General features: G+C 44.9%; 22 protein-coding genes and 1 tRNA gene. 15 read left to right on the forward strand and 8 right to left on the reverse strand.

Annotated elements, in window-relative coordinates; genetic code table 11:
- Positions 1–86: 86 nt before the first annotated feature.
- The 5 genes from LU351_RS04525 (at position 87) to LU351_RS04545 (ending at position 3,631) form a co-directional block, all read left to right on the forward strand.
- Complete coding sequence (locus LU351_RS04525; RefSeq protein ID WP_416053929.1) at positions 87–350, forward strand: hypothetical protein; 264 nt, start codon at positions 87–89, stop codon at positions 348–350.
- Between the two features lie 415 nt (positions 351–765).
- Positions 766–1,425, forward strand: coding sequence for a MotA/TolQ/ExbB proton channel family protein (locus tag LU351_RS04530; RefSeq protein WP_232592941.1), 660 nt, complete (start codon positions 766–768; stop codon positions 1,423–1,425).
- Between the two features lie 58 nt (positions 1,426–1,483).
- Positions 1,484–2,068, forward strand: coding sequence for a biopolymer transporter ExbD (locus tag LU351_RS04535; RefSeq protein ID WP_232592865.1), 585 nt, complete (start codon positions 1,484–1,486; stop codon positions 2,066–2,068).
- Positions 2,065–2,664, forward strand: a complete 600-nt coding sequence (locus LU351_RS04540) for an ExbD/TolR family protein (protein WP_232592866.1) — start codon at positions 2,065–2,067, stop codon at positions 2,662–2,664. The genes LU351_RS04535 and LU351_RS04540 overlap by 4 nt, the downstream gene beginning before the upstream one ends.
- Position 2,665: 1 nt before the next feature.
- The gene (locus LU351_RS04545; RefSeq protein WP_232592867.1) at positions 2,666–3,631 is read left to right on the forward strand and encodes an AgmX/PglI C-terminal domain-containing protein; all 966 of its coding nucleotides are present in this window, start codon (positions 2,666–2,668) and stop codon (positions 3,629–3,631) included.
- 211 nt (positions 3,632–3,842) lie between these two features.
- Here LU351_RS04545 and LU351_RS04550 read toward each other — a convergent pair whose 3' ends face one another.
- Positions 3,843–5,306 (reverse strand): undecaprenyl-phosphate glucose phosphotransferase, encoded by a 1,464-nt coding sequence (locus LU351_RS04550; RefSeq protein WP_232592868.1) that lies wholly within the window; start codon positions 5,304–5,306, stop codon positions 3,843–3,845.
- Between the two features lie 436 nt (positions 5,307–5,742).
- On the opposite strand from LU351_RS04550, the gene rraA reads away from it, so the two are divergent.
- The gene (gene rraA / locus LU351_RS04555) at positions 5,743–6,231 is read left to right on the forward strand and encodes a ribonuclease E activity regulator RraA (RefSeq protein ID WP_232592869.1); all 489 of its coding nucleotides are present in this window, start codon (positions 5,743–5,745) and stop codon (positions 6,229–6,231) included.
- Between the two features lie 94 nt (positions 6,232–6,325).
- On the opposite strand, the gene LU351_RS04560 is transcribed toward rraA, so the two are convergent.
- A tRNA-Arg gene (locus LU351_RS04560) sits at positions 6,326–6,402 on the reverse strand.
- Positions 6,403–6,659: 257 nt separating this feature from the next.
- Between LU351_RS04560 and LU351_RS04565 the strand changes: the two genes are divergently transcribed.
- Positions 6,660–7,082: a c-type cytochrome gene (locus tag LU351_RS04565; RefSeq protein WP_232592870.1), complete on the forward strand. Its 423-nt coding sequence runs from the start codon at positions 6,660–6,662 to the stop codon at positions 7,080–7,082.
- A gap of 103 nt (positions 7,083–7,185) precedes the next feature.
- Here the strand turns inward: LU351_RS04565 and LU351_RS04570 are convergent, their stop codons facing one another.
- The gene (locus LU351_RS04570) at positions 7,186–9,126 is read right to left on the reverse strand and encodes an ABC-F family ATP-binding cassette domain-containing protein (protein WP_232592871.1); all 1,941 of its coding nucleotides are present in this window, start codon (positions 9,124–9,126) and stop codon (positions 7,186–7,188) included.
- A gap of 34 nt (positions 9,127–9,160) precedes the next feature.
- Here LU351_RS04570 and LU351_RS04575 point away from each other — a divergent pair, with 34 nt between their 5' ends.
- On the forward strand, positions 9,161–9,757 hold the full coding sequence (locus tag LU351_RS04575) for a TIGR02444 family protein (protein WP_232592872.1): 597 nt from the start codon (positions 9,161–9,163) through the stop codon (positions 9,755–9,757).
- Between the two features lie 112 nt (positions 9,758–9,869).
- Here the strand turns inward: LU351_RS04575 and LU351_RS04580 are convergent, their stop codons facing one another.
- Entirely contained in the window at positions 9,870–10,778 is a 909-nt protein-coding gene (locus LU351_RS04580; protein WP_232592873.1) for a hypothetical protein, read from the reverse strand.
- Between the two features lie 319 nt (positions 10,779–11,097).
- Here LU351_RS04580 and LU351_RS04585 point away from each other — a divergent pair, with 319 nt between their 5' ends.
- Positions 11,098–11,853: an FKBP-type peptidyl-prolyl cis-trans isomerase gene (locus tag LU351_RS04585; RefSeq protein ID WP_269783276.1), complete on the forward strand. Its 756-nt coding sequence runs from the start codon at positions 11,098–11,100 to the stop codon at positions 11,851–11,853.
- Positions 11,854–12,004: 151 nt separating this feature from the next.
- Here LU351_RS04585 and rep read toward each other — a convergent pair whose 3' ends face one another.
- A complete protein-coding gene (gene rep / locus LU351_RS04590; RefSeq protein WP_232592874.1) occupies positions 12,005–14,023 on the reverse strand; it encodes a DNA helicase Rep in 2,019 nt (672 codons plus the stop codon).
- A gap of 514 nt (positions 14,024–14,537) precedes the next feature.
- On the opposite strand from rep, the gene LU351_RS04595 reads away from it, so the two are divergent.
- Entirely contained in the window at positions 14,538–16,253 is a 1,716-nt protein-coding gene (locus LU351_RS04595; protein WP_232592875.1) for a putative bifunctional diguanylate cyclase/phosphodiesterase, read from the forward strand.
- Between the two features lie 86 nt (positions 16,254–16,339).
- Here LU351_RS04595 and LU351_RS04600 read toward each other — a convergent pair whose 3' ends face one another.
- Both LU351_RS04600 and LU351_RS04605 read right to left on the reverse strand, forming a co-directional pair.
- Positions 16,340–17,836 (reverse strand): YifB family Mg chelatase-like AAA ATPase, encoded by a 1,497-nt coding sequence (locus tag LU351_RS04600; RefSeq protein ID WP_232592876.1) that lies wholly within the window; start codon positions 17,834–17,836, stop codon positions 16,340–16,342.
- 149 nt (positions 17,837–17,985) lie between these two features.
- Entirely contained in the window at positions 17,986–18,219 is a 234-nt protein-coding gene (locus tag LU351_RS04605; protein ID WP_232592877.1) for an accessory factor UbiK family protein, read from the reverse strand.
- 532 nt (positions 18,220–18,751) lie between these two features.
- Here LU351_RS04605 and LU351_RS04610 point away from each other — a divergent pair.
- From LU351_RS04610 to LU351_RS04630, 5 genes are all read left to right on the forward strand, one after another.
- A complete protein-coding gene (locus tag LU351_RS04610; protein WP_232592878.1) occupies positions 18,752–19,492 on the forward strand; it encodes a TorF family putative porin in 741 nt (246 codons plus the stop codon).
- A gap of 127 nt (positions 19,493–19,619) precedes the next feature.
- The gene (gene glnK / locus LU351_RS04615; protein WP_232592879.1) at positions 19,620–19,958 is read left to right on the forward strand and encodes a P-II family nitrogen regulator; all 339 of its coding nucleotides are present in this window, start codon (positions 19,620–19,622) and stop codon (positions 19,956–19,958) included.
- Positions 19,959–20,009: 51 nt separating this feature from the next.
- Complete coding sequence (locus tag LU351_RS04620; RefSeq protein WP_232592880.1) at positions 20,010–21,272, forward strand: ammonium transporter; 1,263 nt, start codon at positions 20,010–20,012, stop codon at positions 21,270–21,272.
- 327 nt (positions 21,273–21,599) lie between these two features.
- Positions 21,600–21,938 carry a P-II family nitrogen regulator gene (gene glnK / locus LU351_RS04625; protein ID WP_232592881.1) on the forward strand — a complete coding sequence of 113 codons (339 nt, stop codon included), beginning with the start codon at positions 21,600–21,602 and terminating at the stop codon, positions 21,936–21,938.
- 567 nt (positions 21,939–22,505) lie between these two features.
- On the forward strand, positions 22,506–22,775 hold the full coding sequence (locus LU351_RS04630; RefSeq protein ID WP_232592945.1) for a hypothetical protein: 270 nt from the start codon (positions 22,506–22,508) through the stop codon (positions 22,773–22,775).
- Positions 22,776–22,929: 154 nt separating this feature from the next.
- Here the strand turns inward: LU351_RS04630 and xerC are convergent, their stop codons facing one another.
- On the reverse strand, positions 22,930–23,883 hold the full coding sequence (xerC, locus tag LU351_RS04635) for a tyrosine recombinase XerC (protein WP_232592943.1): 954 nt from the start codon (positions 23,881–23,883) through the stop codon (positions 22,930–22,932).
- Between the last annotated feature and the right edge of the window lie 8 nt (positions 23,884–23,891).

Consider the following 23,891-nt stretch of genomic DNA (forward strand, 5'->3'; position numbering starts at 1 on the left):
CGGTATTACGAAAATAGGCAGATTGGTGAATCTAGGGTCATTGGCTTATGAGAAGACGAATACTTTTGTTTAGAACTTTTTTCGTGATGAGTCTTTCAGGCTGGTTATGTTTATCGGGTGTTAAAGCGTTGGCTCAGGGAAATGTAGTCAACATTGATGAAACGGTAACGGGTAACCAAGAGCAGCCAAAAGTGCTTTATATTGTTCCCTGGAAGTCAGCGGCAAATCAAGAAAACCTTGAACAAGATCTTCAGTCGCAGCTCTTGTCCGGTGTTTTTGATCATTTAGAAAGGGCGGAATTAAAGCGAGAAATTATCTTAATGCAACAAAATGAGAATCAAACTGAATAATCGCAACTCAGTTGATCAATTTATTTTTGCAATACCTTTTTGTTTAGGCTGGCACAAAACATAGCGCAAAAAATTATGGTAAGCGCTAAATAATAACTTGTTGTTTGCGTGCGATAAAAAATAACAAGAGTGAATATGTGACAAAAATGCGCAGTTTTCAGTGTATTCCAAGTTGAAAAGTGTCATTTCTTGTCAGCGGGCTGCAGTAGAGTGTGAGGTTTAGCGCTTATTTACACAATACAGTTTAGATCACACTTAAACTGTGGCACCATTTTAAAAAATATTGGCGGCTTCTTATTTTTAAACCTATTTTTGAAACAGCATTATTTGTGTTTACAAATTGGTTACAAATACAGTGTTTAAAACACTGGCCGACAGGTTTTATCTTAATGGCTTTTATGCAGGTGATGGCATTATGGATTTCTTCAACACAGTTGTGACTTTCTTTCAAAGCGGTGGCTCCTTCATGTACCCCATCGCAGTAGTCTTGGTTATTGGGCTTGCGATTGCTGTAGAGCGTTGGATGTTTTTGACCTACGCTAAACAATCCAACAAGCGCGCTTATAACCAAATCATGCCGTTACTAAAGAAAAAAGATTACGCCTCCATTGTAAAGATGGGGCAGAATGGCGGTGCTCCAGTCAGCCGAATTATTGCAGCTGGTGTGGTGCGTATGGCTGAGTCCCCACGTCGTGATGATATTGAATTGGCCATGGAGGAAGGTGTATTAGAAGCCATGCCTCGTTTAGAAAAGCGCACGAACTATCTCGCAACACTGGCAAACATTGCTACCTTACTTGGCTTGTTAGGTACCATTATTGGTTTGATTGCCGCCTTCACTGCAGTGGCGAACGCAGATCCAACCGAAAAAGCCTCACTCTTATCTCAAAGTATTTCGGTTGCTATGAATACGACTGCATTTGGTCTTATTTCCGCAATTCCACTTCTATTAGCCCATGCCGTTTTGCAGACAAAAACCACTGAAATTGTGGATAGCTTGGAAATGGCGGGAGTGAAATGTTTAAACGTAATTTCTGGCGGCTCTGTGAGTAAAACTCGCAATGTAGATCGATAACACTTTCAGCGAGTCATTAACGTGACCACGATTTATCTTTTCTGCCAGGATTTCTACGATGTTTCGACATAGGCACAAACGCAATTTTGAGGCCGAACTGGATATCACCTCGTTCATGAACTTGATGATTATTCTGGTTCCTGTACTCCTTATGAGTATGGTGTTTTCTCATGTGACAGTGTTGGAGTTAACGCTACCCGATTCGGCATTGTCAGACAGTTCAAATCCTGATGAGCCGAAGTTGCTTGAGGTTGTTCTTCGCGATGACTATCTGGATGTGAATTACCCTGCGGGCATCCGCGTTAAGCGAATTGAAAAAATAGCGGCGCCTATTGAGGATGAGAATAACATTGCACCAGTGGACGGGGCAGATAGTGGTACGACAACAGAGCTTGTGCATAATTTCGAATTGTTATCGCTGACACTGCAAGAGTTGAAACGGCAACTCAAGGAGAAGGGCATTGAAAAGCGCGATATTTTATTGCTATCGCAGCCCAATACGGATTATCAAACCATCATCAGTGCTATGGATACCGTCCGTTCCTTTAAAGCCGTAGTGGTAGCCGATGTGGTGGATGCAGAACTTTTCCCGGCAATCTCATTAGGTGATGCGCCAGTGGCTGCTGAGGGAGGTGCCCAATGAAACAATCTCTCAGAGCAAAACGGATGGCGAAACATCATCGTCGATTGGGTGGGGCGAATAAGTTAAACCTTGTTTCCTTAATGGATATCTTCACAATTTTGGTTTTCTTTTTGCTGGTTAATTCTTCGGACGTTGAAGTATTGCAAAACAATGAGGCCATTACATTGCCGGAGTCCGTTGCAGAGCAAAAGCCAGAGTCAACATTGGTTATTATGGCGAGCGCTGAGGATATTATCGTTAGTGGGCGCAGCCTCGTAAAAGTCCCTGAATTATTGATGAGCCCCGATAGTGATATTTCCGCTTTGGCCGAAGAATTAAAATACGTAGCACAGAGGGCAGGCCCCTTGACGGAATTAGAGCAAGAAAAAGGCCGCGCCGTCACTATTATGGCGGATGAAACAACCCCATATGCTCTGTTGAAAAAAATCATGAGTACCTGTGCGACCAATGATTATCGCGATATTTCCTTTGCGGTAAGTCAGGTTCCCACCAAAGATTTGGACCCTTCGACGCTTCCTCTTGGTCCAGGTGGAGAATCGCTACCTTCCGGTACTGGTGGTGATACTCCCGCCGTCGATACAGGCATGGAGGGGTAAAATGAGCGTAGCGTTTAATACGGCGATGCTCAATCTTGAGCTGCCATGGCAGTCTGGCCATAAAGAAAATAGCCGCTTCAAAAAAATCGCGACCATTATGCTGGCGGTGTTGTTCGTCGTGGGTGTCGTTATTCCGATGATTCCCATACCAGAGAAAACACGCGAAGAGAAAGAAACGCTTCCGCCTGAATTAGCACGCGTGGTGTTAGAAAAGAAAGAAATTCCTAAGCCTGAACCTAAGAAAGAAGAGAAAAAGCCAGAGCCGAAAAAGGAAGAAAAGAAGCCTGAGCCTAAAAAAGAAGAGCCTAAGAAAGAACCGGAAAAAATTGTTGATAAAAAGCCGGAGCCTGCGCCGACGGTAGAGAAAGCTCGTGAAAAAGCGGCAACTAGCGGCTTGTTGCAATTTCAGGATGATCTTGCCGATATGCGTGAGGCAATGGATTCCAGCAAGTTAAGTAGCAGTAGCTTAAGTCGTGGAGAATCTCAGGCGAAACAGTTGGATCGCTCGGTGATTACCAATAAAGCAAAACAGTCCAGCGGTGGCATTAACACCGCAGCGCTCAGTCGTGATACCGGTGGTGTTCGCCTCTCTGGTAAAGAAAATACAACCGTCAGTAGTGAATTGGCCGATGCCCAAGGCAAGAACCCGGTTTCAGCGGGCAAAGGCAAGGCACGTTCTGGCCGTGGTGATCAGGATATTCGTGCGGTGATGGACCGCAATAAAGGAGCAATTTTCGCCATTTACAACCGTGAGCTTAGAAAAGACCCAAGCTTAGAAGGTAAAGTAGTCGTGAAAATGGTGATTGAGCCTAATGGGTCTATTTCTGATATCCAAATTGTATCCAGTGAATTGAATAACCCGGCACTAGAGAAAAAGCTCCTAGCGCGTATTCGATTGATTAATTTTGGTTCTCGTGATGTCAATCAAACCACTGTCAATTACACATTGAGCTTCTTTCCCGCTTAATGATTTACATTTCGCTTAGATCAAACGTTATTAATAAACACAGTCTTAATACGTTACTTTGAGTGAAGGGTTGTTTAAGTGAGGGAGTGCTTTAAAGATATCGGCGCGGCAAGGTAAGGTGGTGTTAATGATAAAAAAGGCAGAGTAATTATACTCTGCCTTTTTTATTGGATTGCATTAAATTTATCTGGTGGTCTCAAACATGTGTTTTTTAATAAGCATTTTTATTAAAGATGCGAAAAGGAGTGAGTAATAGGATCTTAATGTCCAAAATAGGACTCCAACGATTGATGTATTCCAAGTCACTTTTTACACGAGACTCCATGTCGCTGATTTCTCGTGTTTCCCCTCTGAAGCCTCGAATTTGAGCGAGACCTGTCATGCCTGGTTTAATACGGCTGCGGGCAAGATACGATGAGATTTTTTCACTGTAAAAATTGTTGTGGCTCACCGCATGAGGTCTTGGCCCGACTAAAGACATACTACCAAACAAGACATTAAACAGCTGGGGCAATTCGTCCAAACTGGTACGCCTTATAAAACGGCCAACAGAGGTAATGCGATCGTCGTTTTTTTCCGCCTGTTTAACATAGTGATCTGCCTCGTGGACATACATACTGCGAAATTTATAGACAAAAAATCGTTTACCATTCCAGCCATCCCGTTCTTGTCGAAAAATAACTGGGCCAGGAGAAGAGCGTTTAACGGCAATAGCAATGGAAATGAGCAATGGCGCAATCAATAAAATGACTGCACCGGAAATGCATTTATCCATGACATTTTTAATCAGTGCTCTGCTGCCACCAAATAGGGGTGTTTCGTTTAGGGTAATCAATGGAAGCCCAGAGATTTCGCGAATGCAGTGATTTAACAAGTCAAACTCATAAATATCCGGTACCCAAATAACATCCACGTGCTGGTTCTTTAGAGCATTGTAATGTTCCATCAACTGGGGTGTTTCTTGTAAAGAGAGAGCGACATAAACCCGTTGAATGTTTTCATTTCGAATCAATTGTTTTAAATCATCAAAGTTAAAGACAGATTTGATTTTTGAGGGGAGAGAATAACTTAATTCACTATTGGAATAGTCGCATACAGCGATCAGATTTTCATCCAGCCAAACATTATCAGAAATGCGTTCCGCTAACCGATAGACGATATCCCCCGAACCGACAATAACAGTACGTGAGCGGTTGCGACGAACACTACGGGCGAATAGTTGGAGTTGTAATAGAACATAATGAATTAATGACTGCATAATTAAGCTGATGCAGACCCAATAACCTAGTAAATTTCGATCATAGACTTGGGTGCTTTCGGTAAAAAAGCCGACAGCAGTCAATGAAAGCACAACCAAGCCCCAAGCCCTTCCTGTTCGTAACACGCCTTGAAAGCCACTCATTCTACGTCGTCCTACACCAATACTTGGGTAGATGATCAGCATTAACAGCCCTGTTGTGACAATTAACTGAGAGTGAATTCTGGTAAATTCAGTACCAAATAATGTCAGGCAGAGTGAAAGAGAGAAGGCAACGGTGAGTAAATAAAATGCGTACTCAAACCAGATAATTAATGAGTCGTGCCGTTGAAGCAGGCGTTTGTATGTAGCGTGATTGTGTTGTGGGCGAGATACAGAAACAGGCGACGAATCGATAGCTTCCTTGACACTATTCATAAAGGCTTCCCTGTATTTTTGGTGATTAGGTAAAGCGGTGTCTCGTTACGTTGTGTTACCTATGGTAGATGAGTTATGCGCCATTAGCAAAAAACGGCTGGTATCTGTTTTTTATAAAATAGTTCCTCTTTTATCGCAAGTGAATTCTTTTTCTGTATTTTTCTGGTTGGAACAGAAGGGTAAACCAACACAGGCTATTTTTTTCGACAACTCATAAATGAGTGGATTTTGCCAATACAAATTATAGCCAATGCAATAGGTGGTTTTATAAGAAAACAATCTCAGTGTTTGAGTCAATGGTTTTGATTAAACGAGAGAAGTTATCTGAATGACGTTGCTCTGTTAACTACAATAAATTCACACAGACGTTTAGTTTATATACATTTTTATGTGTCAATACACGAAACATAAACATCATTGATATAGCGGAGGTGTAATGGATATTTCGACCCCAGACATATGCGATCAATTCCCGGAAGAGGTGCGAGTATTAGAACCCATGTTTGCCAATTTTGGTGGTATTGCTCGATTCAGTGGTGAAGCGGTGACGGTGAAGTGCTTCGAGGATAACTCAAAGGTAAAAGAGTTAGCCGCCACGGATGGACGAGGAAAAGTCTTGGTAGTCGATGGCGGTGGTTCTCCACGTCGTGCATTGATGGGGGACATGATTGCGGCTAATGCAGCGGATAATGGTTGGGCTGGGGCGGTTATCTATGGGTTTGTTCGTGATGTGGATGAATTAGCGGAAACGCAAATAGGCATCCAAGCCTTGGGCAGTTTTCCCATTAAGACGGATAAACGAGGATTGGGAGATGTGAATGTCCCTGTGACTTTTGCGGGGACAACGATTATCCCAGGTAATTTTGTGTATGCTGATGATAACGGGATTGTGATTTGTGATCGTGACGTACTGTCGGTTAGTTAACTATCTTATTGTTGAGTTATTAATTGTTTAGCCATCCATTATTTAGTTATCGATGGTATTGCTGTCGCATGGTCTGTGGGGGTTAGGTACTGAATGGCCCGCCCTAGAGGATTCGAACCTCTGACCTTTGCCTCCGGAGGGCAACGCTCTATCCAGCTGAGCTAAGGGCGGGTAATAAGAAGGTGCATGACCGTTGTGTGGCAATGCGCCGCGAATGATACCGAGTTAGGTCCATCGCGTCTAGCAACCTGTATTCCACTTGGTTGAAATTGGAGCATTTCCCCCTAAACGCATTTGTAGCTATAATCCGCGCTCAATTAGAACTGCTTTTATCATTAGGTTGCCTAGCTGAGACGATAATTCATAATGCACTGGGCAATCGCATTCAACCGCGAACTGATGACGTAGAAAAACCGCGAGGAGAAGCCGTGACTTCAACATCTATATTTAGCCTGATTGCCACTGCTGCAACATTAGCAGCGTTAGCCTTAACTGCGGTAGCGGCAGACGTCGAAGAGGGAATCGAAAGCCGTATTAAATCAGTAGACAGTGTGTGTATGTCTGGAGATGAGTGTGCGGCGGCGCCTGTTGCGGCGGCACCTGCGGAGCCTCGAACTGGCGCAGAAGTGTATGACACTAAATGCACGACCTGTCATGGTTTAGGTGTTGCCGGCGCACCGAAAATGGGTGAAGCCAGTCAATGGGGCCCAAGAGCTGCACAGGGCATGGACACCTTATTTGATCATGCTTGGAATGGCTTTAATGGCATGCCAGCAAAAGGCTTGTGTATGGATTGCAGCGAAGATGAAATCCGAGGTGCCATTCAGCACATGCTGGATAACAGTCAGTAATAAGATCCGCTGTTAGTTCCCTTTACCAATGAACCGGCCGAAATGGCCGGTTTTTTGTGCCTGTAGGTAAATCAATCGGGGAGTATTTATCAAGCACTTGCTCTTACTCCGCATTCTCGGCGTGCAGAGCTTCCAAGGTATCGGTCACCTCTAGCCATTCTTCTTCGGCTTCTTCCAATTGTTGAACCACATCGGCTTGTTCTTTCAATAAGGCTTGTAATTGGGCTTTTTGCTCGGGGTTGGCGTATAAAGTTTCATCGGCCAGTGCCGTTTCCAGCTCATTCTTTCGTGACGCCAGTTGCCCCATTGCAGTTTCGAGCTTTTTAACTCGGTTAGTGAGTGGTTTGAGTTTCTCTCTTAAGGCCGCCGCCGCTTGTCGCTGGCTTTTCCGGTCTATCTTTTCAACGGCTTTGGGGGGCGTTTCTTCTGCTGTGCTGGGGGTTTCTGAGTGCGTATTTAAGACGTTTTTCGCATCGGCGTTTCTTTGGCTCAACCAGCGTTGGTAGTCTTCCAATGTGCCGTCAAATACTTCAACTTTTCCGGCGTCAACCAAGACGAAATCAGTAACCGTGTTGCGAAGTAGGTGACGATCATGGGAGATAATCACCACCGCTCCGGCATAAGCTTGTAGCGCGACTGTCAATGCGTGACGCATTTCCAAGTCCAAATGGTTGGTGGGCTCGTCCAGCAGCAATAAATTGGGCTGTTGCCAAGCAATGATGGCCAGAGCTAAACGGGCTTTTTCACCTCCAGAAAAGGGACGAATGGGTTCGAGAGCGCGATCACCATGGAAGTCAAAGCCGCCTAAAAAATTACGGATGCTTTGTTCTGTGGCATTTGGAGATAAGCGTTGTAGATGCAGAGCGCAGGAGGCGTCCATATCCAACGCTTCCAGTTGATGCTGGTTAAAATAGCCAATATGAAGGTGTTCACCGCACACCCGTTCACCTGACAGCAATCCAGTTGATTCTGCAATGCATTTAATTAGTGTGGATTTCCCTGCGCCGTTAGCGCCGAGTAAACCCAAACGTGTTTCCGGGGTAATGCTGATGTTCACAGTGCTTAACAGCGGTGTTTGATCGTACCCCAATACCCCGTTATCCAAGCGTACCAGCGGCGTTGACATTTTTTCTGTGCAGGGAATAGAAAATTGAAAAGGCGAATCTATATGAGCTGGAGCAATGGCTTCCATGCGTTGTAATTCTTTTAATCGACTCTGAGCCTGTTTGGCTTTGGTCGCTTTGGCCCGAAAACGACGAACAAAATTTTCAATTTCGTTAATACGACGTTGCTGTTTTTCAAAGGCTTGCTGTTGCTGAGACAGCCGTTCGGCTTTTTGTCTTTCGTAGCTGGAATAATTCCCTGCGTAAAGAACTAACTCTCGTTGCTCAATATTCACCACTTCACTAATGACTTGATCGAGAAAATCTCGGTCATGGGAGATCAGCAGTAATGTGCCTTGGTAGCGTTGCAGCCATTGTTCAAGCCAGACGGTGGTGTCTAAATCCAGGTGGTTAGTGGGCTCGTCTAGCAGGAGTAATTCCGATGGACGCATGAGTGCTTGAGCAAGATTTAATCGGATACGCCATCCACCCGAAAAGCTGTTTACGGGCTTTTGATAGTCCTGGTTGGTAAACCCTAACCCTTGTAGCAGTTGTTCGGCACGTACACTGGCGTTATAGCCATCAATGGTTTCGAGTTGCGCGTACAGTTGCCCGAGTCGCTCTCCGTTACTGCCGTCATCTTCGGCAATCGCGTTTTCGATATTTCGTAGCTCGGTATCGCCGTCAATCACATAGTCCAGTGCAGAGCGTTCACTGCCGTCCACTTCCTGGGCCATATGGGCAATTCGCCAGTCGTTCGGGATATCACAATGGCCTCCATCGGGCTGTAATTGTCCAAGCAAGAGCTTAAATAGGCTGGATTTGCCACAGCCATTGGCACCGATAACGCCAATTTTGTGGCCCGGATAGATACGCAGGCTGGTTTCTTCAAGCAAAGGCTTAGTGCCGCGTTGTAAGCTGAGTTCGTTCAATGTAATCATGGCGGCATTCTACATGGCAGAGGTGTAAACCGTAATGGTACTGGAGAATGATCTCTGGAAATTTTCTCTTAAAACCTATGCTCATGCACAGGTTGCAGAGTATTGCTTGCAGCTTCAGGATGAATTTGGAGTGAATGTGAACCTTATTCTCTGGTGCTTATGGCTAGAGAGTCGTTCTATTGCTATTTCAAGCGAGGATATTCATCAGGCTAATTTGGCGGTTGCACTGTGGCAAGAAAGGATTACTGTGCCGCTTCGCGAAGATCGCAGGGCCTTGAAGCTTCTGGTTGAGGATTGTTTTCATTACCTGCAATTGAGGGAGCAAGTTAAAAGGCTGGAGCTGCTTAGTGAACAATATCAGCAGTTTATTTTGTGGCGTTACTCTGCCTCAGTCATTTCAAGCTGGCAGGCCTACGTAAAATCCGAAATGTCACTCTATAAAAACTCACATGATGAAGGCTTTCATGACCTGTCCAAAGACAAGTTTGATCAAGTTGATGCTGAAAAGTCCATAATTTGGAAAAGGCCGCCCATCGCTCTAGCGTATTTTTATGATTTAAATGAGAAAAATAAACGACGATTGTTGGGAATAAAAAACATCATTACTGAGTCCGATATTAACGGGCAGTAATGATGTTTTTAAGGGCAGGAAGCACACCTGCCGGTCTTAACTGGAATGGCCTTTTTATAAAAACGTCCTTTTGTGCGTATTTTCTCTCCTTCAGCCTTTCCGTTATTAAAGATTAAAGTAGAGGCGCATCGAATAAGCTGGGTGTTTGGGGCTTATCGTCTTCGGATGCATCACTTTCATTTGCACTGTCTTCGGCAGGTGCTGGCGTTTCTTCAGCAGTGTTTTCTGGCGTTACCTCTGTTTCAGTCGCTTCTGCTTCTACTGTTTCTACTTCTGTTTCCGGAGACTCTGGCGTGTTTTCTACGATGGGTGTCTCTGGGGCTACGTCTGTAGCGGGTGTTTCCTGCGCTACCGCTAACTCTTCTACTGGAGTCGCCGGAGTCTCTACTTTGGGCTCTTCCACTTTTTTAGGCTTGCGGCCTCTTTTCTTTGGTGCCGGCTTTTCGGTTGCAGTGGTATCTTCCGCAACTTTTATTTTTGGCGGACGTCCACGACGTTTTTTCACTGGTTGACCATCTTCAGTGACGGCCGGTGTTGCAGCAGCAGCGGGCTTGGCTTTTGGTGGGCGTCCACGACGTTTTTTGACAACAGGTTGATCGTCGTCGGTGGTGACTGCTGTTTTTGCAGCGACTCCAGTCGTGCGGTTTTTGCTTCCCGGTTTACGGCCGCGCTTTTTCGGTGCTGCTTTTGGAGTTGATTTTTTCTGTGTGCGGCTTGTTGTTGAAGTCATTTGGGCAATGGTTTCGGCAACCTTAATGTCTTCTTGTGTACTTTCTAGTTCTGAGGTGGCAATTTCCAGCTCGAGTTCAGCAAGCTCAGCGATGGATTCGGCTTTTTCAGCAGCAACGCGTGCTTTTTCAGAACGGGCTAATGCCGAGCTTGCCGCTTTTTGGGCTTTTTCAACGCGCTTAACCGCTGACGCAACTTTTTTAAGACGCGCCGCTTCTAATTTTTGTGAAACATTTTCTATTTGAGCTTCAAGGTCCGCTACGGTATCGACGGATTTTCTTCGGGCAGCCATGTGTCGAATCCTTATGATGAAATTTGGGTTGGTTAGATATTTTTATTAAAGATGGGATGATAACGTTGTTTTTTTTAAAAATGTACGTTTGCTGCTGTAATTTTCATCGGATTTAATAATCTTAGCACCGGCATTCTCTACTGACGGATTTTTTACCGATAAAACTGTGCATTTGTGCAACTTATTGTCCCCAAAATGTTCAGTGAAAGGCTTGCAGTGGGTGTGCGACCTAACCGTTATAGGTTACCATGAACACGTCATAGGGGGGCGAGCGCCCGCGTGGCACTTAACAGAACACTAAAATTATTGGGTATTTGGAATGAAATTAAAACTAATCGCCGGTATCGCCCTGGGCTCTCTCATCCTTGCGGGTTGTGGTGAAAAAAAAGAAGAGGCGGCTGCTCCAGTTGAACCAACGTTAGAAACGCTTGAGCAAAAAGTTAGCTACATTTTCGGCATGAATCTTGGCAATCAATTTAAGCGCGATGATATTGAGTTGGATATCGACATCATGGCGATGGCATTGCGTGATGCAAGAGAAGGTAAAGACCCTCGCTTGACGGAAGAAGAAATGCAACAGGCCATGACGCAATTCCAAGAGAAGCAGCGTGCCGCAAAAGCAGAGGCTGCAAAAGCCATTGCGGATGCAAATTCAAAAGAAGGGCAGGATTACTTGACGGCTAATGCCGGCAAAGAAGGGGTTGTGACCACAGAGAGTGGTTTGCAATACAAGGTAATTACTGAAGGTAGTGGGCCTAAGCCAACCCCAACCGATACCGTTACCGTTCACTATCGTGGTACGTTAATTGATGGCACTGAGTTCGATAGCTCTTATGGTCGTGGTGAGCCCACGTCTTTCCCAGTAAATGCCGTGATTGCCGGTTGGACTGAAGCACTTCAGTTGATGCCAGAAGGCTCTAAGTGGGAACTGTATATCCCGGCAGAGTTGGCCTATGGCCCAGGTGGAACCGGTGGCTTAATTGGTCCAAACGCTACGCTGATCTTTGAAGTTGAGTTGCTAAAAGCCTCTCAAGACAAAGAAGGCGAAGAGAAAAAAGAATCAAAAGAAGGCTAATTTTAGTCGGCCTTCTTTCTACTCGGGTGCTCGCAACATCCTGACTGACAGATTAAGTGGGGTGCATCCATTGCCACTAATGGGTCAGTTTAAAAACCCGGCATTGCCGGGTTTTTTTATGCCTTGCTTATTACTTGATTAAAAACGCACATTAAAGATCGTCAAACAAGTTTTTTAAATTATCCAGTGTGGCTCGTCCACGGGCCTGATTTTTCTCTGGATTGTATTGTCCAAAACCTTCTTGTTCTAAATCATTTTCTGGCAGCTCATCAATAAATCGGCTCATACTGGTTTCGAGTACTTCGCCGTATTGTTTACGTTTTCCGGCCAGCGTCAGCGTTAATGTTTTTTCTGCCCGTGTGATTCCCACATAAGCGAGTCGGCGCTCTTCTTCTATGTTGTCTTCTTCAATACTGGTTCGGTGGGGCAGGATGTCCTCTTCCATTCCCAGAATAAAAACGTGTGGAAATTCCAAACCTTTGGAGGCGTGAAGGGTCATCATTTGTACTTGGTCTTGTACCTCGGCTTCTTCTTGTCGATCCAAGAGATCCATCAGAACCAGCTTGGCGATGGCGTCTTTCAGGTTTAATGGTTCTCGTGCAGGGTCGGTGGGCTCTAGCATTTTCGCAATAGACTCAATTAAATAGTGCACATTTTCTAGGCGCCTTTCGGCTACCTTGGCGCTGCTGGCATTTTGGTGTAACCACCCTTCATAATCGATGTCGTTAATTAATTGTCGTAACGCAGCCGTTGCTTTTTCCGATTCGGTTTCAATCGTGAGCTTTTCCATCCAATGGCAAAATCGTTGAATACGCTCGGAGGTATTGGCCGCCAATTGCTGTTGCAAACCGATCTCCTGACAGGCTTGAAACATACTGATTTCTCGCGTGGTGGCGTAATTACCTAAGGTTTCGAGTGTGGATGTACCAATTTGTCGGCGTGGTGTATTAATAATACGGAGGAAAGCGTTGTCGTCATCAGGATTAATGATGAGACGAAAATACGCCATGATGTCTTTAATTTCGGTGCGTGCGAAAAACGACGTGCCTCCACTCATGCTGTAGGGAATTTGATGTTGTTGCAGTTTTAGCTCCATAAGACGCGCTTGGTGATTGCCGCGATAAAGAATGGCAAAGTCTTTGTAGCTGACTTGGCGCTGCATTTTTTGATTCAGTATTTCGGTGGCGACTCGTTCAGCTTCGCTGTCTTCGTTGGTGCATTTAATAATACGAATGGGCTCCCCAATGGCTTTTTCACTCCATAGTGTTTTTTCGAATTCATGGGGGTTGTGGGCGATAAGATGGTTGGCTACTTTCAGTATGCGTTGAGTAGAACGGTAGTTTTGTTCCAGTTTGATGACTTCTAATTGAGGAAAGTCCACTTTAAGTTGAGTCATGTTTTCAGGGCGGGCACCTCGCCAGGCATAAATAGATTGATCATCATCGCCCACCACCGTGAGCGCAGCCCGATCACCCACTAATTGTTTCACCAGACGGTATTGGCTGTTATTGGTGTCTTGGTATTCGTCGACCAGCAAGTAGCGAATTCGACGCTTCCAAGAATCAAGAATGTTGGGTTGCTCTGAGAATAATTGAACTGGAAGTAAAATGAGGTCGTCAAAATCGACGGCGTTATAGGCGCGTAAGGCTTGGTTGTAGCGTTGATACACCAATGCCATCAGATACTCCCCATCACTAGAGGCACGGCTCATGGCATGTTCTGGGGTGACGAGGTCATTTTTCCAGTTCGAGATGTGATGTTGTGTAAGATCCAGTTGGTCTGAATCTAAATCACCGTCTTTAAGCATCAATTCGCGCAGTAGCGACTTGGCATCTTCCGCATCAAAAATGGAAAACCCGGGTTTAAACCCAAGTGCTTTATGTTCTTTACGAATGATGTTTAACCCGAGGTTGTGAAAGGTAGACACCGTAAGCCCTTTAGCTCTACCACCTTTGAGTAATGCACTTACACGTTCTTTCATCTCCCTAGCTGCCTTATTGGTGAAGGTTAAGGCGGCAATATGGTGAGCTGTGTAACCACACTCATCCACAAGGTAGGCAATTTTTCTGGTGATCACGCTGGTCTTGCCACTGCCAGCTCCTGCGAGTACAAGGCAGGGGCCATCAATGTATGAAACGGCCTGCTTTTGACGAGAATTGAGATTGTTCAATGAAGGACTTCCGACGAGTGCAAAGTAAACGGGTTAGTGAGACTGAATACGATAAGGGTTAACTTAATAGTATCCGTGTTTACTTGAGGGATAAAAGGACTATTCGTGTAATGACGGCGTCATCTGTTTTCTGATAAGGGCTTGAGGAGGATAAATGAATGTGAATCCCTTTGCGCAATAGACGGATGTCTTATATTTAGAGGGGTTTTTATGCGCCAAAATGAGTTGATAGAAATCATAAATCATAGAAAATTTTGTAAAATGTGACGCTATTTTCTTATTTGTGTGCGCTATGTTGATTTAAATTTGTTAAAAATAGCGTGTTTAAGAAAAATTAAGATTCATTGTGCAGGGGTTAATAATGACTCTACATAAATGAGAGCCCCTTAATCGTCTCGTTGGTGCTGTCACGGTAAACTAACCCCTAATCCCGTCACTGAGTCAGGCTGAAAGCGTGATGTTGTGTTGGCTAACTGACTCATGAGATATGGCTTAACGCCCCCAAGGTTTAATCATGGAACCCTGTATTAATGTGCTTGTTGTGGTTGAACGAGCCGACACTTTTCAAATGCTGGAACAACACTTAGAGCAATCTAGCCAAGCGTATCGTCTTCGTTGGCAAGATTCGCTGGATGGGGTGGAGTCAGTGCTGGAAGAAGGTGAATATGATGCCGTATTGATTGAATACCATTGGGGAGAGGTTAACTGTAAGCCATTAATTTCCAGTTTGAACCGCTTGTCATTGGCTTCGGCACTGGTGGTGCTTGATGGTCACAACGGCCCTTCTTCAAACCGGTTTTCTCAAAGCAGTGCCGATAGCCTTTTGCGCTGTGGTTATGATTGTCTAACGATTTCTCTAGATCGGTTGCACCAGTTGGATCGAACTATTCGCTTTGCCATTGAACACAAGTTGCCGTTATCGGAACACTTTGACTCTTCGACGCAGTTGCCGAGCCATCGCTTACTGATGCATCGACTCAATCATGTTATTCCGTTGAGCCAACGTAATGGTGACAAGTTTGCGTTATTACTGGTGGAATTTGACGTGGTATGTGAGTCAGAGCCACAACAGGTGAGCGTCGATCAGTTAATTAGCCATGCCGCAAAGCGTTTGCGAGGCATCATGCGGCGCAGTGATTTTGTAGCGAGAGTTTCTGGACAACAGTTTGCCATTCTGTTGGAGGGAATTGAGGCTGTATCGGGGGTTTCGAACTTTGCCACCAAGGTTATTGAGCGATTTGCCACCCCTGAGAGCTTGGCAGATGTACGTTATTCATTAGCGTGTCGAATTGGGGCCGTCGTGCACCCACCCACCGATCAATCATCGGAAGCCGTTTTTGGCCATGCGTTGTCGGTGTTGAATGAAAGTGATTATGGCGAATTTCGTTTATACCGACATAACAAGGGCGATTTCTCGAAAGAAAGCGAACGACTGAATATTGAGTCTCAACTCAATGAGGCCATCGCAAAAAAAGAATTTATTCTTCAGTATCAACCAAGGTTTGAATTAGACAGCGGCAACATCGTTGGGGTAGAGGCTCTATTACGGTGGCAGCACCCAGAAAGGGGTTTATTGCAGCCACAAGAGTTTATGGAAGTTGCTGAGTCCAGTGGTTTAATTTGTGATATTGGTCGTTGGGTTATGGTGCAAGCTTGCCGAGATTGGCAAGTCATACAGCGGTCTTGTGGCCAAATGATCACGATGGCAATTAACCTTTCCCCCAAGCAGTTTGCTGATCATTCATTGGTTGATGTGCTGGAAGGACTTCGCCTTGAGGCTGATCTTGACTCGTTTCATGGGTTAGAGCTCGAAATTACTGAAACACAAGTGTTGGATAATTTAGAGTTTGTGGCCACTCGTATGGAACAACTGGCGGAGATGGGGGTGTACTTTTCGTTGGATGATTTTGGTACGGGTTATTCTTCCTTTGTTCATTTACAACAACTGCCTATTCAGGCTCTGAAAATTGATCGTACCTTTATTAATCGTTGTGATATTAATAAAGACGATGCTGTATTGGTGGATGCGATTGTAAAAATGGCGAAAAGCCTAGGGAAGTCGGTGATTGCAGAAGGTGTAGAAACGTCGAAGCAGCAGCAATTGTTATTGTTATCTGGCTGCGATCAAGCCCAAGGGTTTTTCTTGAGTGAGCCATTAGATCTTCATCATTTATGTGCATTGTTGATGGAGCGTCCATCAAGAGAATCAGAATCTTCTTTGTTTCATTAATTGAAACACGCCTTGTATTCTCCATTACGCGATGTGATCGCCCTTTGTTTTAATTAAAGGGCTTTAACTGATCTCATTTTCTCTTTTTATTTCATATTACGCTCAAGTTGACGGTAGTTGAGTGCTTCCACTAAATGTGTTGTTTGAATGTTTTCCTCACCTGAAATATCGGCAATGGTGCGAGCAACTCGCAAGGTTCGGTGGTATGCACGGGCAGAAAGGCCGAGGGTGGTCGTTGCTTTTTCGAGTAATTGCATTTGGGCATGATCAAGGCGACAGATTTCGTCAATTTCTCTACCTGACAGCTCCGCATTGGTTTTCTGTTGCCTTTGTTTTTGGATGTCATGGGCTTGCTGAACTCGTTCTCTTACGGCTTGGCTGGGTTCTCCGGCCTCTAGGTGAGACAACTGTGTCGGCTTAATGGGAGGGACTGCAATTTGTAAGTCAATGCGATCGAGCAGCGGGCCAGAAATTTTTTGGCGGTAGCGCTTTACTCGGTCTAGGCTGCACTGACAGCGGTCGCTACCTAAGTAACCACAAGGGCAAGGGTTCATAGCCGCCACCATTTGGAAACGGGCGGGATAGCACACTTGGGCTTGTGCCCGTGAGATGTGAATTTCCCCAGATTCGAGTGGCTCTCTGAGTACTTCAAGTACTTGTCGTTGAAATTCCGGCAGTTCGTCCAAAAATAAAACGCCGCCATGGGCCAACGAAATTTCGCCTGGTTTTGGGTGAGAACCCCCTCCCACTAACGCGACACTTGAGGCCGTGTGGTGTGGGTTGCGAAAGGGTGGCAATTGCCAGCTGCTACGAGCACTTCCTGCAACAGAATGAATGGTCGCCACTTCGAGTGCGGTGGTTTCATTTAGGGGCGGTAGAATACCGGGCAGTCGGCTGGCAAGAAGGGTCTTGCCGGTGCCGGGAGGCCCAAAAAATAATAAGTTGTGCCCGCCAGCGGCGGCGATTTCCAACCCCCGTTTTGCTTGATGTTGGCCTTTCACATCCGCAAGGTCTAAATAGGCGCTGGTATCGGGTTCGGAAAGGCCTTCGGAAGTCATCGGTGCAAGGGGTTTTGCATTACGTAAATGCGCGCACAGTTGCAGAAGGTTGGCCGCGCCAAAGCAGGTTAATGAGGGGATACGGCTGGCTTCTTGGGCATTTTGCAGGGGGAGATACAGCTCGGTCTGCTTATCTGCTGCCACCTTTGCAGCCGGCAGCACCCCTTTAACAGAACGTAACTCGCCATCCAGCGCTAGCTCCCCTATAAATTCACGATTCGCCAGAGACTCAACAGGCAATTGACCGGAGGCCGCTAAAATTCCAAGTGCAATGGGTAAGTCGTAGCGACCACCTTCTTTGGGGAGGTCGGCGGGTGAGAGGTTAATGGTGATACGTCGGGTGGGAAATTCAAAGTGGCTATTCAAGAGCGCACTGCGTACGCGGTCTTTTGATTCACGAACGGCGGTTTCAGGTAACCCAACAATGTTAAGGCTGGGAAGGCCTGATGAGAGATGAACTTCAACGCGAACAAGTGGTGCGTTAACCCCAATTTGGGCACGAGTATGGGTAATGGCGAGTGTCACAGTAAATCCCTTTCTTCTTAAATGATCCTAATGGCACTCTATATTAAATTATCCATTTTCAATGTGACATAACCCATGCTTTAAAGGCCTGGCGCTCAGGAAACCTTCAATTGATTCTGGAGTGTGGATGTGAATATGCTTGGCTAATACTATGGTGTAGGGTCACTGTTTGTTTTCGATAAGGTGTCTAATTGTTGCTGAGCCGCTTCTAGCCTCTGTCGAGTATGTTGTAATACAGCGGTTTGTGCATCGAATTCGCTGCGAGTGACTACGTTGTGCTTTTTCAAAATACCTTCCACTAAGCGTTGTAAAGCGGTGTTATCTGTCGGTGCTTTAACGGAGGCTAATTCGTCGGCCAATTGTTTGGCTAAGTTTTTTAACACGTTGATCTCCAAAGATAAGGGCAGAGTCATAGTCTCAATTATGGAGACTGATTTGTCACGAATACGGAGTTTTACTGTCGTCAAGCCTATTTATGGTGCGAAAAAAAACCTTTGTGCTCCAGAAAAGTGAAAATTGAGCACGGAAAGGAGGTTCGTGTTCTTTTAAGTTTAACAAAATTCGACCTTTATTTGGTTTCAATGCGTACTATCGCACTATTGAATTTATCTTATTAGTTTTTTAGATCACTTTTCGCGCCAATTTTGTTAACGCCTATTTTTTGTGCACTTCTTTGGTGTTTATTCCTGCCCCCACTGGTGATTAAATGCAATTTAATGGTGCGCGTATCTCTGCTTGCCTTCTATCTTTTTCTTTTCAATGGCGTTAAGTGCTTGTTTATTAGTTATTTTCCCTAAGCTGGCATGTGTTCTGCACTTTGTCCTCCGAGTGATGGGTGAGCGCAAACCTGTGCTCATCCATGACTTTGCTTTTTTTAAAAATTAAATAATCGAAAGCACCCTCTTGGAGAAACACATGAACTACAAAAAAAAAGCGGCTGCCTTAGTGTTAGCTGCAACGTCTTTAGGTGTAAACGCTTCCTTCGCGGAAGTTTCTGCAAACGTTAGTGTAACCAACAATTACATTTGGCGAGGGTTAACTCAGACCAGAAATGAAGCCGCTGTTCAAGGTGGTATTGATTTCGCATCAGATAGTGGCTTTTACGTTGGCACATGGGCATCTAACGTAAGTTATGCCTCTGAAGATAACTTTTCTTATGAGCATGATATTTATTTCGGCTTTAGCGGTGAAGCTGGAAGTGTTAGTTATGACGTTGGTTATCTCTACTACAACTACGACGATGCAGCCGAGTTTGACTTCGGAGAAGTTTATGGTTCGTTGGGCGTTGGTGGTTTCAGTGCGACACTATATGTGCTTGCGAATACAGAGGCTGAAGAAGGAGATGATCAAGACTTTGGTGCTGGTGAAGCTTTTTACGCCTCTTTAGATTATGGCTTTGAGGTAGGGAATGGCTTTGAAATTGGATTGCATGCTGGATACCACGATGGTGATTTCAATGAGGCGTTTAATGGAGTACCTGACAGCTATGTGGATTACAACTTTAGTATTTCTAAAGGTGATTTCAGTTTCATGATTACTGATACCGATTTAGATGATGTAGAGATTGACCCAATTCTTTCTGATCTTGGTGTTGTTGATTATTTAGATAACGATGAAATGAAATTTGTCGTTAGCTGGGGTATGACGATCCAATAAAATAGGTCATTTGTATCAATGAGGTTTCTTTCGGGCTTGTCCAGACGAAACCTCTGTGGTGCATGATTGAACATTGATAGGCTCTGCTGTTTTGTGACGGTAGATAAATGAATAGCAGGAGAGGCAAATGAAATTAATCACTGCAATTATTAAACCCTTTAAATTGGATGCGGTACGCGAAGCACTGTCTGAAATTGGTGTGCAGGGTATCACCGTCACCGAAGTGAAGGGTTTTGGCCGCCAAAAAGGCCATACAGAACTGTACCGGGGTGCAGAATACGTTGTGGATTTTCTGCCAAAAACCAAACTCGAAGTAGCGATCTCAGATGACCAGATAGACGCGGTAGTTGATGCCGTTAGTAAGGCCGCCCACAGTGGCAAAATTGGTGATGGAAAAATCTTTGTATCGGCTCTAGAGCAAGTCGTGCGTATTCGTACCGGCGAAACCGGCGAAGATGCACTGTAACGGACTTGTCCGACTTCACTTTAATAATGTAAATACTTTCGGAGAGCTGCTATGGAAAATAGTGTTTTAGAATTGCAGTACGCCATGGACACCTTCTACTTTTTGGTCTGTGGTGCTTTAGTCATGTGGATGGCAGCGGGTTTTGCCATGCTAGAGGCTGGTTTAGTTCGGTCTAAAAATACAACAGAAATTTTAACCAAGAATGTCGCGCTATTTGCGATAGCCTGTACCATGTATTTAGTTTGTGGTTACGAATTAATGTACGGCGGCGGTTACTTCTTGCAAGGTATTGTCACTGACGGTGCCGAATCTATGGAAGGCTTAAAAGACGCTGTATTGGCTGAGTTTGCTGGCGAAGACGCCAATGCGTATTCAAATGCCTCAGACTTTTTCTTCCAGGTTGTATTTGTTGCCACAGCCATGTCGATTGTTTCCGGTGCGGTGGCTGAGCGTATGAAACTGTGGGCGTTCTTAGCCTTTGCGGTTGTGATGACAGGTCTGATTTACCCTATCGAGGGTGGATGGACTTGGGGCGGTAATTCTGTATTTGGCTTGTTTGAGCTGAGTTACAGTGATTACGCCGGTTCTGGTATTGTGCATATGGCCGGTGCTGCCGCCGCGTTAGCGGGTGTATTGGTGCTTGGTCCACGTGCAGGCAAATACGGTAAGAATGGTGAAATTAACGCGATTCCTGGTGCTAATTTACCTTTGGCAGCGTTAGGTACCTTCATTCTTTGGATGGGGTGGTTCGGGTTTAACGGTGGTTCAACCTTATCTCTGGACAGCGTGAGTGCAGCCAACGAAGTAGCGGTCGTATTCTTGAATACCAATGCAGCGGCTTCTGGTGGTTTAATTGCGGCACTGATTGTTGCGCGTTTTATGTTTGGTAAAGCTGATCTCACTATGGCACTCAATGGTGCACTGGCGGGCCTCGTTGCCATTACGGCAGAACCAGCAGACCCAACGCCATTGCTCGCTACCATCATCGGTATGATTGGTGGTGTTATCGTTGTCTTTAGTATTATTGCCTTAGATAAATTAAAAATTGATGATCCTGTTGGTGCCATTTCTGTTCATGGTGTTGTGGGTATTTGGGGTGTGTTGGCAGTATTGCTTTCAGACTCTGATGCAACCTTCGTTGGGCAAGTGGTGGGTATGTTGACCATCTTTGTTTGGGTATTTGCTACCTCATTCGTGGTTTGGTTGGCATTAAAAGCCATTATGGGTATCCGGGTTTCTGAAGAAGAAGAATTCGACGGTGTGGATATTTCAGAATGTGGTATGGAAGCTTACCCAGAATTTACGGGCAAGTAATCGTTTCTTAGGTAAGTAACATTCTCTTGTGTAAGTAACTTTCGTTCGTATAAGTAGTTTTTTGTATTGATATTTACACAATCAAAAACCGCAGCATTATGTTGCGGTTTTTTTTCGTGTCTTTTTTGCCTTTTTACCGTGGTAATGTGGCAATAGATGTAACAGCAGTGATATACATCAAAAATTATTGAGAATTGGCGCTGCGAATAGCGGACTCTTTTTCATTCTCGTTTGTGATAATGATAAGGTTGAGGTAGATTTCATAGTTACGGTTACACTAAAAAGTGAACATAAAAAAGACTAACAAGCGCATTCAAGGAACCAACAATGAAATTGATCACCGCTGTAATAAAACCCTTTAAGCTAGATGACGTTCGTAGTGCATTGTCTGAAGTTGGCGTTCAAGGCATGACAGTGACTGAGGTTAAAGGGTTTGGGCGACAAATGGGTCACACAGAGCTGTATCGTGGTGCGGAATATGTTGTGGATTTTTTACCGAAAGTCAAAATCGAATTAGCGGTGGATGACGAGGCATTAGAGCAGGCAGTGGAGGCGATTACCAAAGCGGCTCATACGGGTAAAATTGGTGACGGCAAGATCTTTATTACCAACTTGGATCAAATTATACGTATTCGCACGGGTGAAACGGGTGGCGATGCGGTTTAACCTCTTCCCTCTCTCAGAATTCTGTTTCATATTGGCTCTTTTAACAGCGGATAATAGAAGCCGTTCCTAAAACAATTTTACAACATGGTTTTTGCGACATGCTTTTGTGGCATGTTTTTGTGGCATGTTTTTGTGGCATGTTTTTGTGACCTGTTTTTGTGACATAGCGGTTATGAAACAGCGGTTATGAAACAGCGCATGAAGGAAACCATGTTGTCCTGCTTCAATGTATTTTTGCCTCTCTTCGACGTATTTTCACTTCTCTATATTTTACAGCGTCATCTCTGATTCATCGTCATTAAGATGTCACAATCACACTTTAAAAGTGACTTTCATAGGCAGTGTTACCCGAATTGTTTCGCGTTTTGTTACGGGTTTTCTCAGTGTTTTAGGTTGTTGGTTTTTTAATAACTAAGCAATTCACAAAACTCAAAAAATTAGTCAGAAATAACCTAAAAACTGAAATAAAAAATCTTTGGTGATAGGGGATTTTAGACTATAAATATCCTCGTCGGCGCCTGTAATGGCGGATTGCGTTTAAATGTAATTACAGAGGTTAAAATAAACATGGCTAGTGAAGCGACTTCTGAATACGATGACGACGTTATCGGTTCTGTAGAGACGGATGAACCCAATACAGATTCCGTGACTACTGCAGCGAAGGAAGATTATATGGACGATCACAGCGTGAGCGCGAAAGAAATCGAACGCAGTGAACTGCAAAAACAAATAGACGAATTCTTGTCTCGTGGCGGGAAAATCACGGAGGTAGAGCCAAACGTAACGGCTGACCCTCCACAAAAGCCCAGTAGTAATTATGGCAGCCGCCCTATTTAACGAAGGCACTCACATTTTACATAAGTAAATCAAACTTGTTCTGAGGCTTACCTTATTAAAGTGGACTCAGGGCGGGGGGTGTTTTTTATGATTTATTTATTGTGTCTTAATTTTTTTATTCTTTAGATATGAATAGCGGATGGACGTGCTGATTTTATTTTCCAAGCGTCTCATCGTCAGTGTGTTGTTTATCGGCCAGTTCAGCCGATTGACCTGATCGATTGGCTCTGGGATGGGCGGCGTCATATACCTTGGCTAAATGTTGAAAATCCAAGTGTGTATAAATTTGTGTTGTTGAAATATTGGCGTGGCCCAGTAATTCTTGTACCGCACGTAAATCTCCGCTGCTTTCGAGCATGTGACTGGCGAAGGAATGGCGCAACATATGCGGGTGGAGTGGCTTATCTAACGAATGTGTTTGGCTGGCCTGTTGCAGTCGAGCTTGAACATTACGTTGGCTGATGCGCGTGCCTCGCTGTGATACAAACAGCGCGAGTTCTTCTGAACTTGCCCACCGAGTGCGAACAGCGAGCCAGCGTTGAAGACTTTCTATGGCTTTCTCACCAACGGGCAACAGTCGTGTTTTTTGGCCTTTACCCACCACAGTAATCAGTTCTTGAGAAAAATCGATATCACCCACATTGCAATTCACCAGCTCGGTTAATCGCAATCCACTTGAGTAAAACAGTTCGCAAATGGCCTTATCTCGTAATTCGATGGGAGTTGAATCGCGCGGCGCATCCAGAAATTGTTGGGCTTGATCGATGTCCAATAATTTAGGCAACGTTTTGGGAGCTTTGGGGCCAGAAAGTGTGTGGGCGGGGTTGTGTTCAATCCATTGTTGGCGACAACAGTAGTGAAACAGGTTTTTTACTGCCGATAACCATCGTTGCAGGCTCTTGGCAGAAAGTCCTTCTTGCCGCTGGTGGGCCATGGCATGGCGGAGATTATGCGGGGTAATGTCTGCCACCACCCCAGAAAAGTCTGTCTCTGTCAGTGTTCGGTGTAACCGTTTCAGGTCACGCCGATAGGCATCTACTGTGTGTGGGGAGGCTTGTTTAACGGTCACGAGATGATCCAGGTAGGCCTCGATACAGTCTTCCAGCATTATTGCCA

This window comes from Marinibactrum halimedae (assembly GCF_021234875.1).
In the GTDB taxonomy this organism is placed as follows: Bacteria; Pseudomonadota; Gammaproteobacteria; order Pseudomonadales; family Cellvibrionaceae; genus Marinibactrum; species Marinibactrum halimedae.

Coding starts and splice junctions, on each gene's coding strand:
- LU351_RS04525 (WP_416053929.1), top strand. CDS start 87: ATGAGTCTTTCAGGCTGGTTATGTTTATCGGGTGTTAAAGCGTTGGCT.
- LU351_RS04530 (WP_232592941.1), top strand. CDS start 766: ATGGATTTCTTCAACACAGTTGTGACTTTCTTTCAAAGCGGTGGCTCC.
- LU351_RS04535 (WP_232592865.1), top strand. CDS start 1,484: ATGTTTCGACATAGGCACAAACGCAATTTTGAGGCCGAACTGGATATC.
- LU351_RS04540 (WP_232592866.1), top strand. CDS start 2,065: ATGAAACAATCTCTCAGAGCAAAACGGATGGCGAAACATCATCGTCGA.
- LU351_RS04545 (WP_232592867.1), top strand. CDS start 2,666: ATGAGCGTAGCGTTTAATACGGCGATGCTCAATCTTGAGCTGCCATGG.
- LU351_RS04550 (WP_232592868.1), bottom strand. CDS start 5,306: ATGAATAGTGTCAAGGAAGCTATCGATTCGTCGCCTGTTTCTGTATCT.
- rraA (WP_232592869.1), top strand. CDS start 5,743: ATGGATATTTCGACCCCAGACATATGCGATCAATTCCCGGAAGAGGTG.
- LU351_RS04570 (WP_232592871.1), bottom strand. CDS start 9,126: ATGATTACATTGAACGAACTCAGCTTACAACGCGGCACTAAGCCTTTG.
- LU351_RS04575 (WP_232592872.1), top strand. CDS start 9,161: ATGGTACTGGAGAATGATCTCTGGAAATTTTCTCTTAAAACCTATGCT.
- LU351_RS04580 (WP_232592873.1), bottom strand. CDS start 10,778: ATGGCTGCCCGAAGAAAATCCGTCGATACCGTAGCGGACCTTGAAGCT.
- LU351_RS04585 (WP_269783276.1), top strand. CDS start 11,098: ATGAAATTAAAACTAATCGCCGGTATCGCCCTGGGCTCTCTCATCCTT.
- LU351_RS04595 (WP_232592875.1), top strand. CDS start 14,538: ATGGAACCCTGTATTAATGTGCTTGTTGTGGTTGAACGAGCCGACACT.
- LU351_RS04610 (WP_232592878.1), top strand. CDS start 18,752: ATGAACTACAAAAAAAAAGCGGCTGCCTTAGTGTTAGCTGCAACGTCT.
- glnK (WP_232592879.1), top strand. CDS start 19,620: ATGAAATTAATCACTGCAATTATTAAACCCTTTAAATTGGATGCGGTA.
- LU351_RS04620 (WP_232592880.1), top strand. CDS start 20,010: ATGGAAAATAGTGTTTTAGAATTGCAGTACGCCATGGACACCTTCTAC.
- glnK (WP_232592881.1), top strand. CDS start 21,600: ATGAAATTGATCACCGCTGTAATAAAACCCTTTAAGCTAGATGACGTT.
- LU351_RS04630 (WP_232592945.1), top strand. CDS start 22,506: ATGGCTAGTGAAGCGACTTCTGAATACGATGACGACGTTATCGGTTCT.
- xerC (WP_232592943.1), bottom strand. CDS start 23,883: ATGCTGGAAGACTGTATCGAGGCCTACCTGGATCATCTCGTGACCGTT.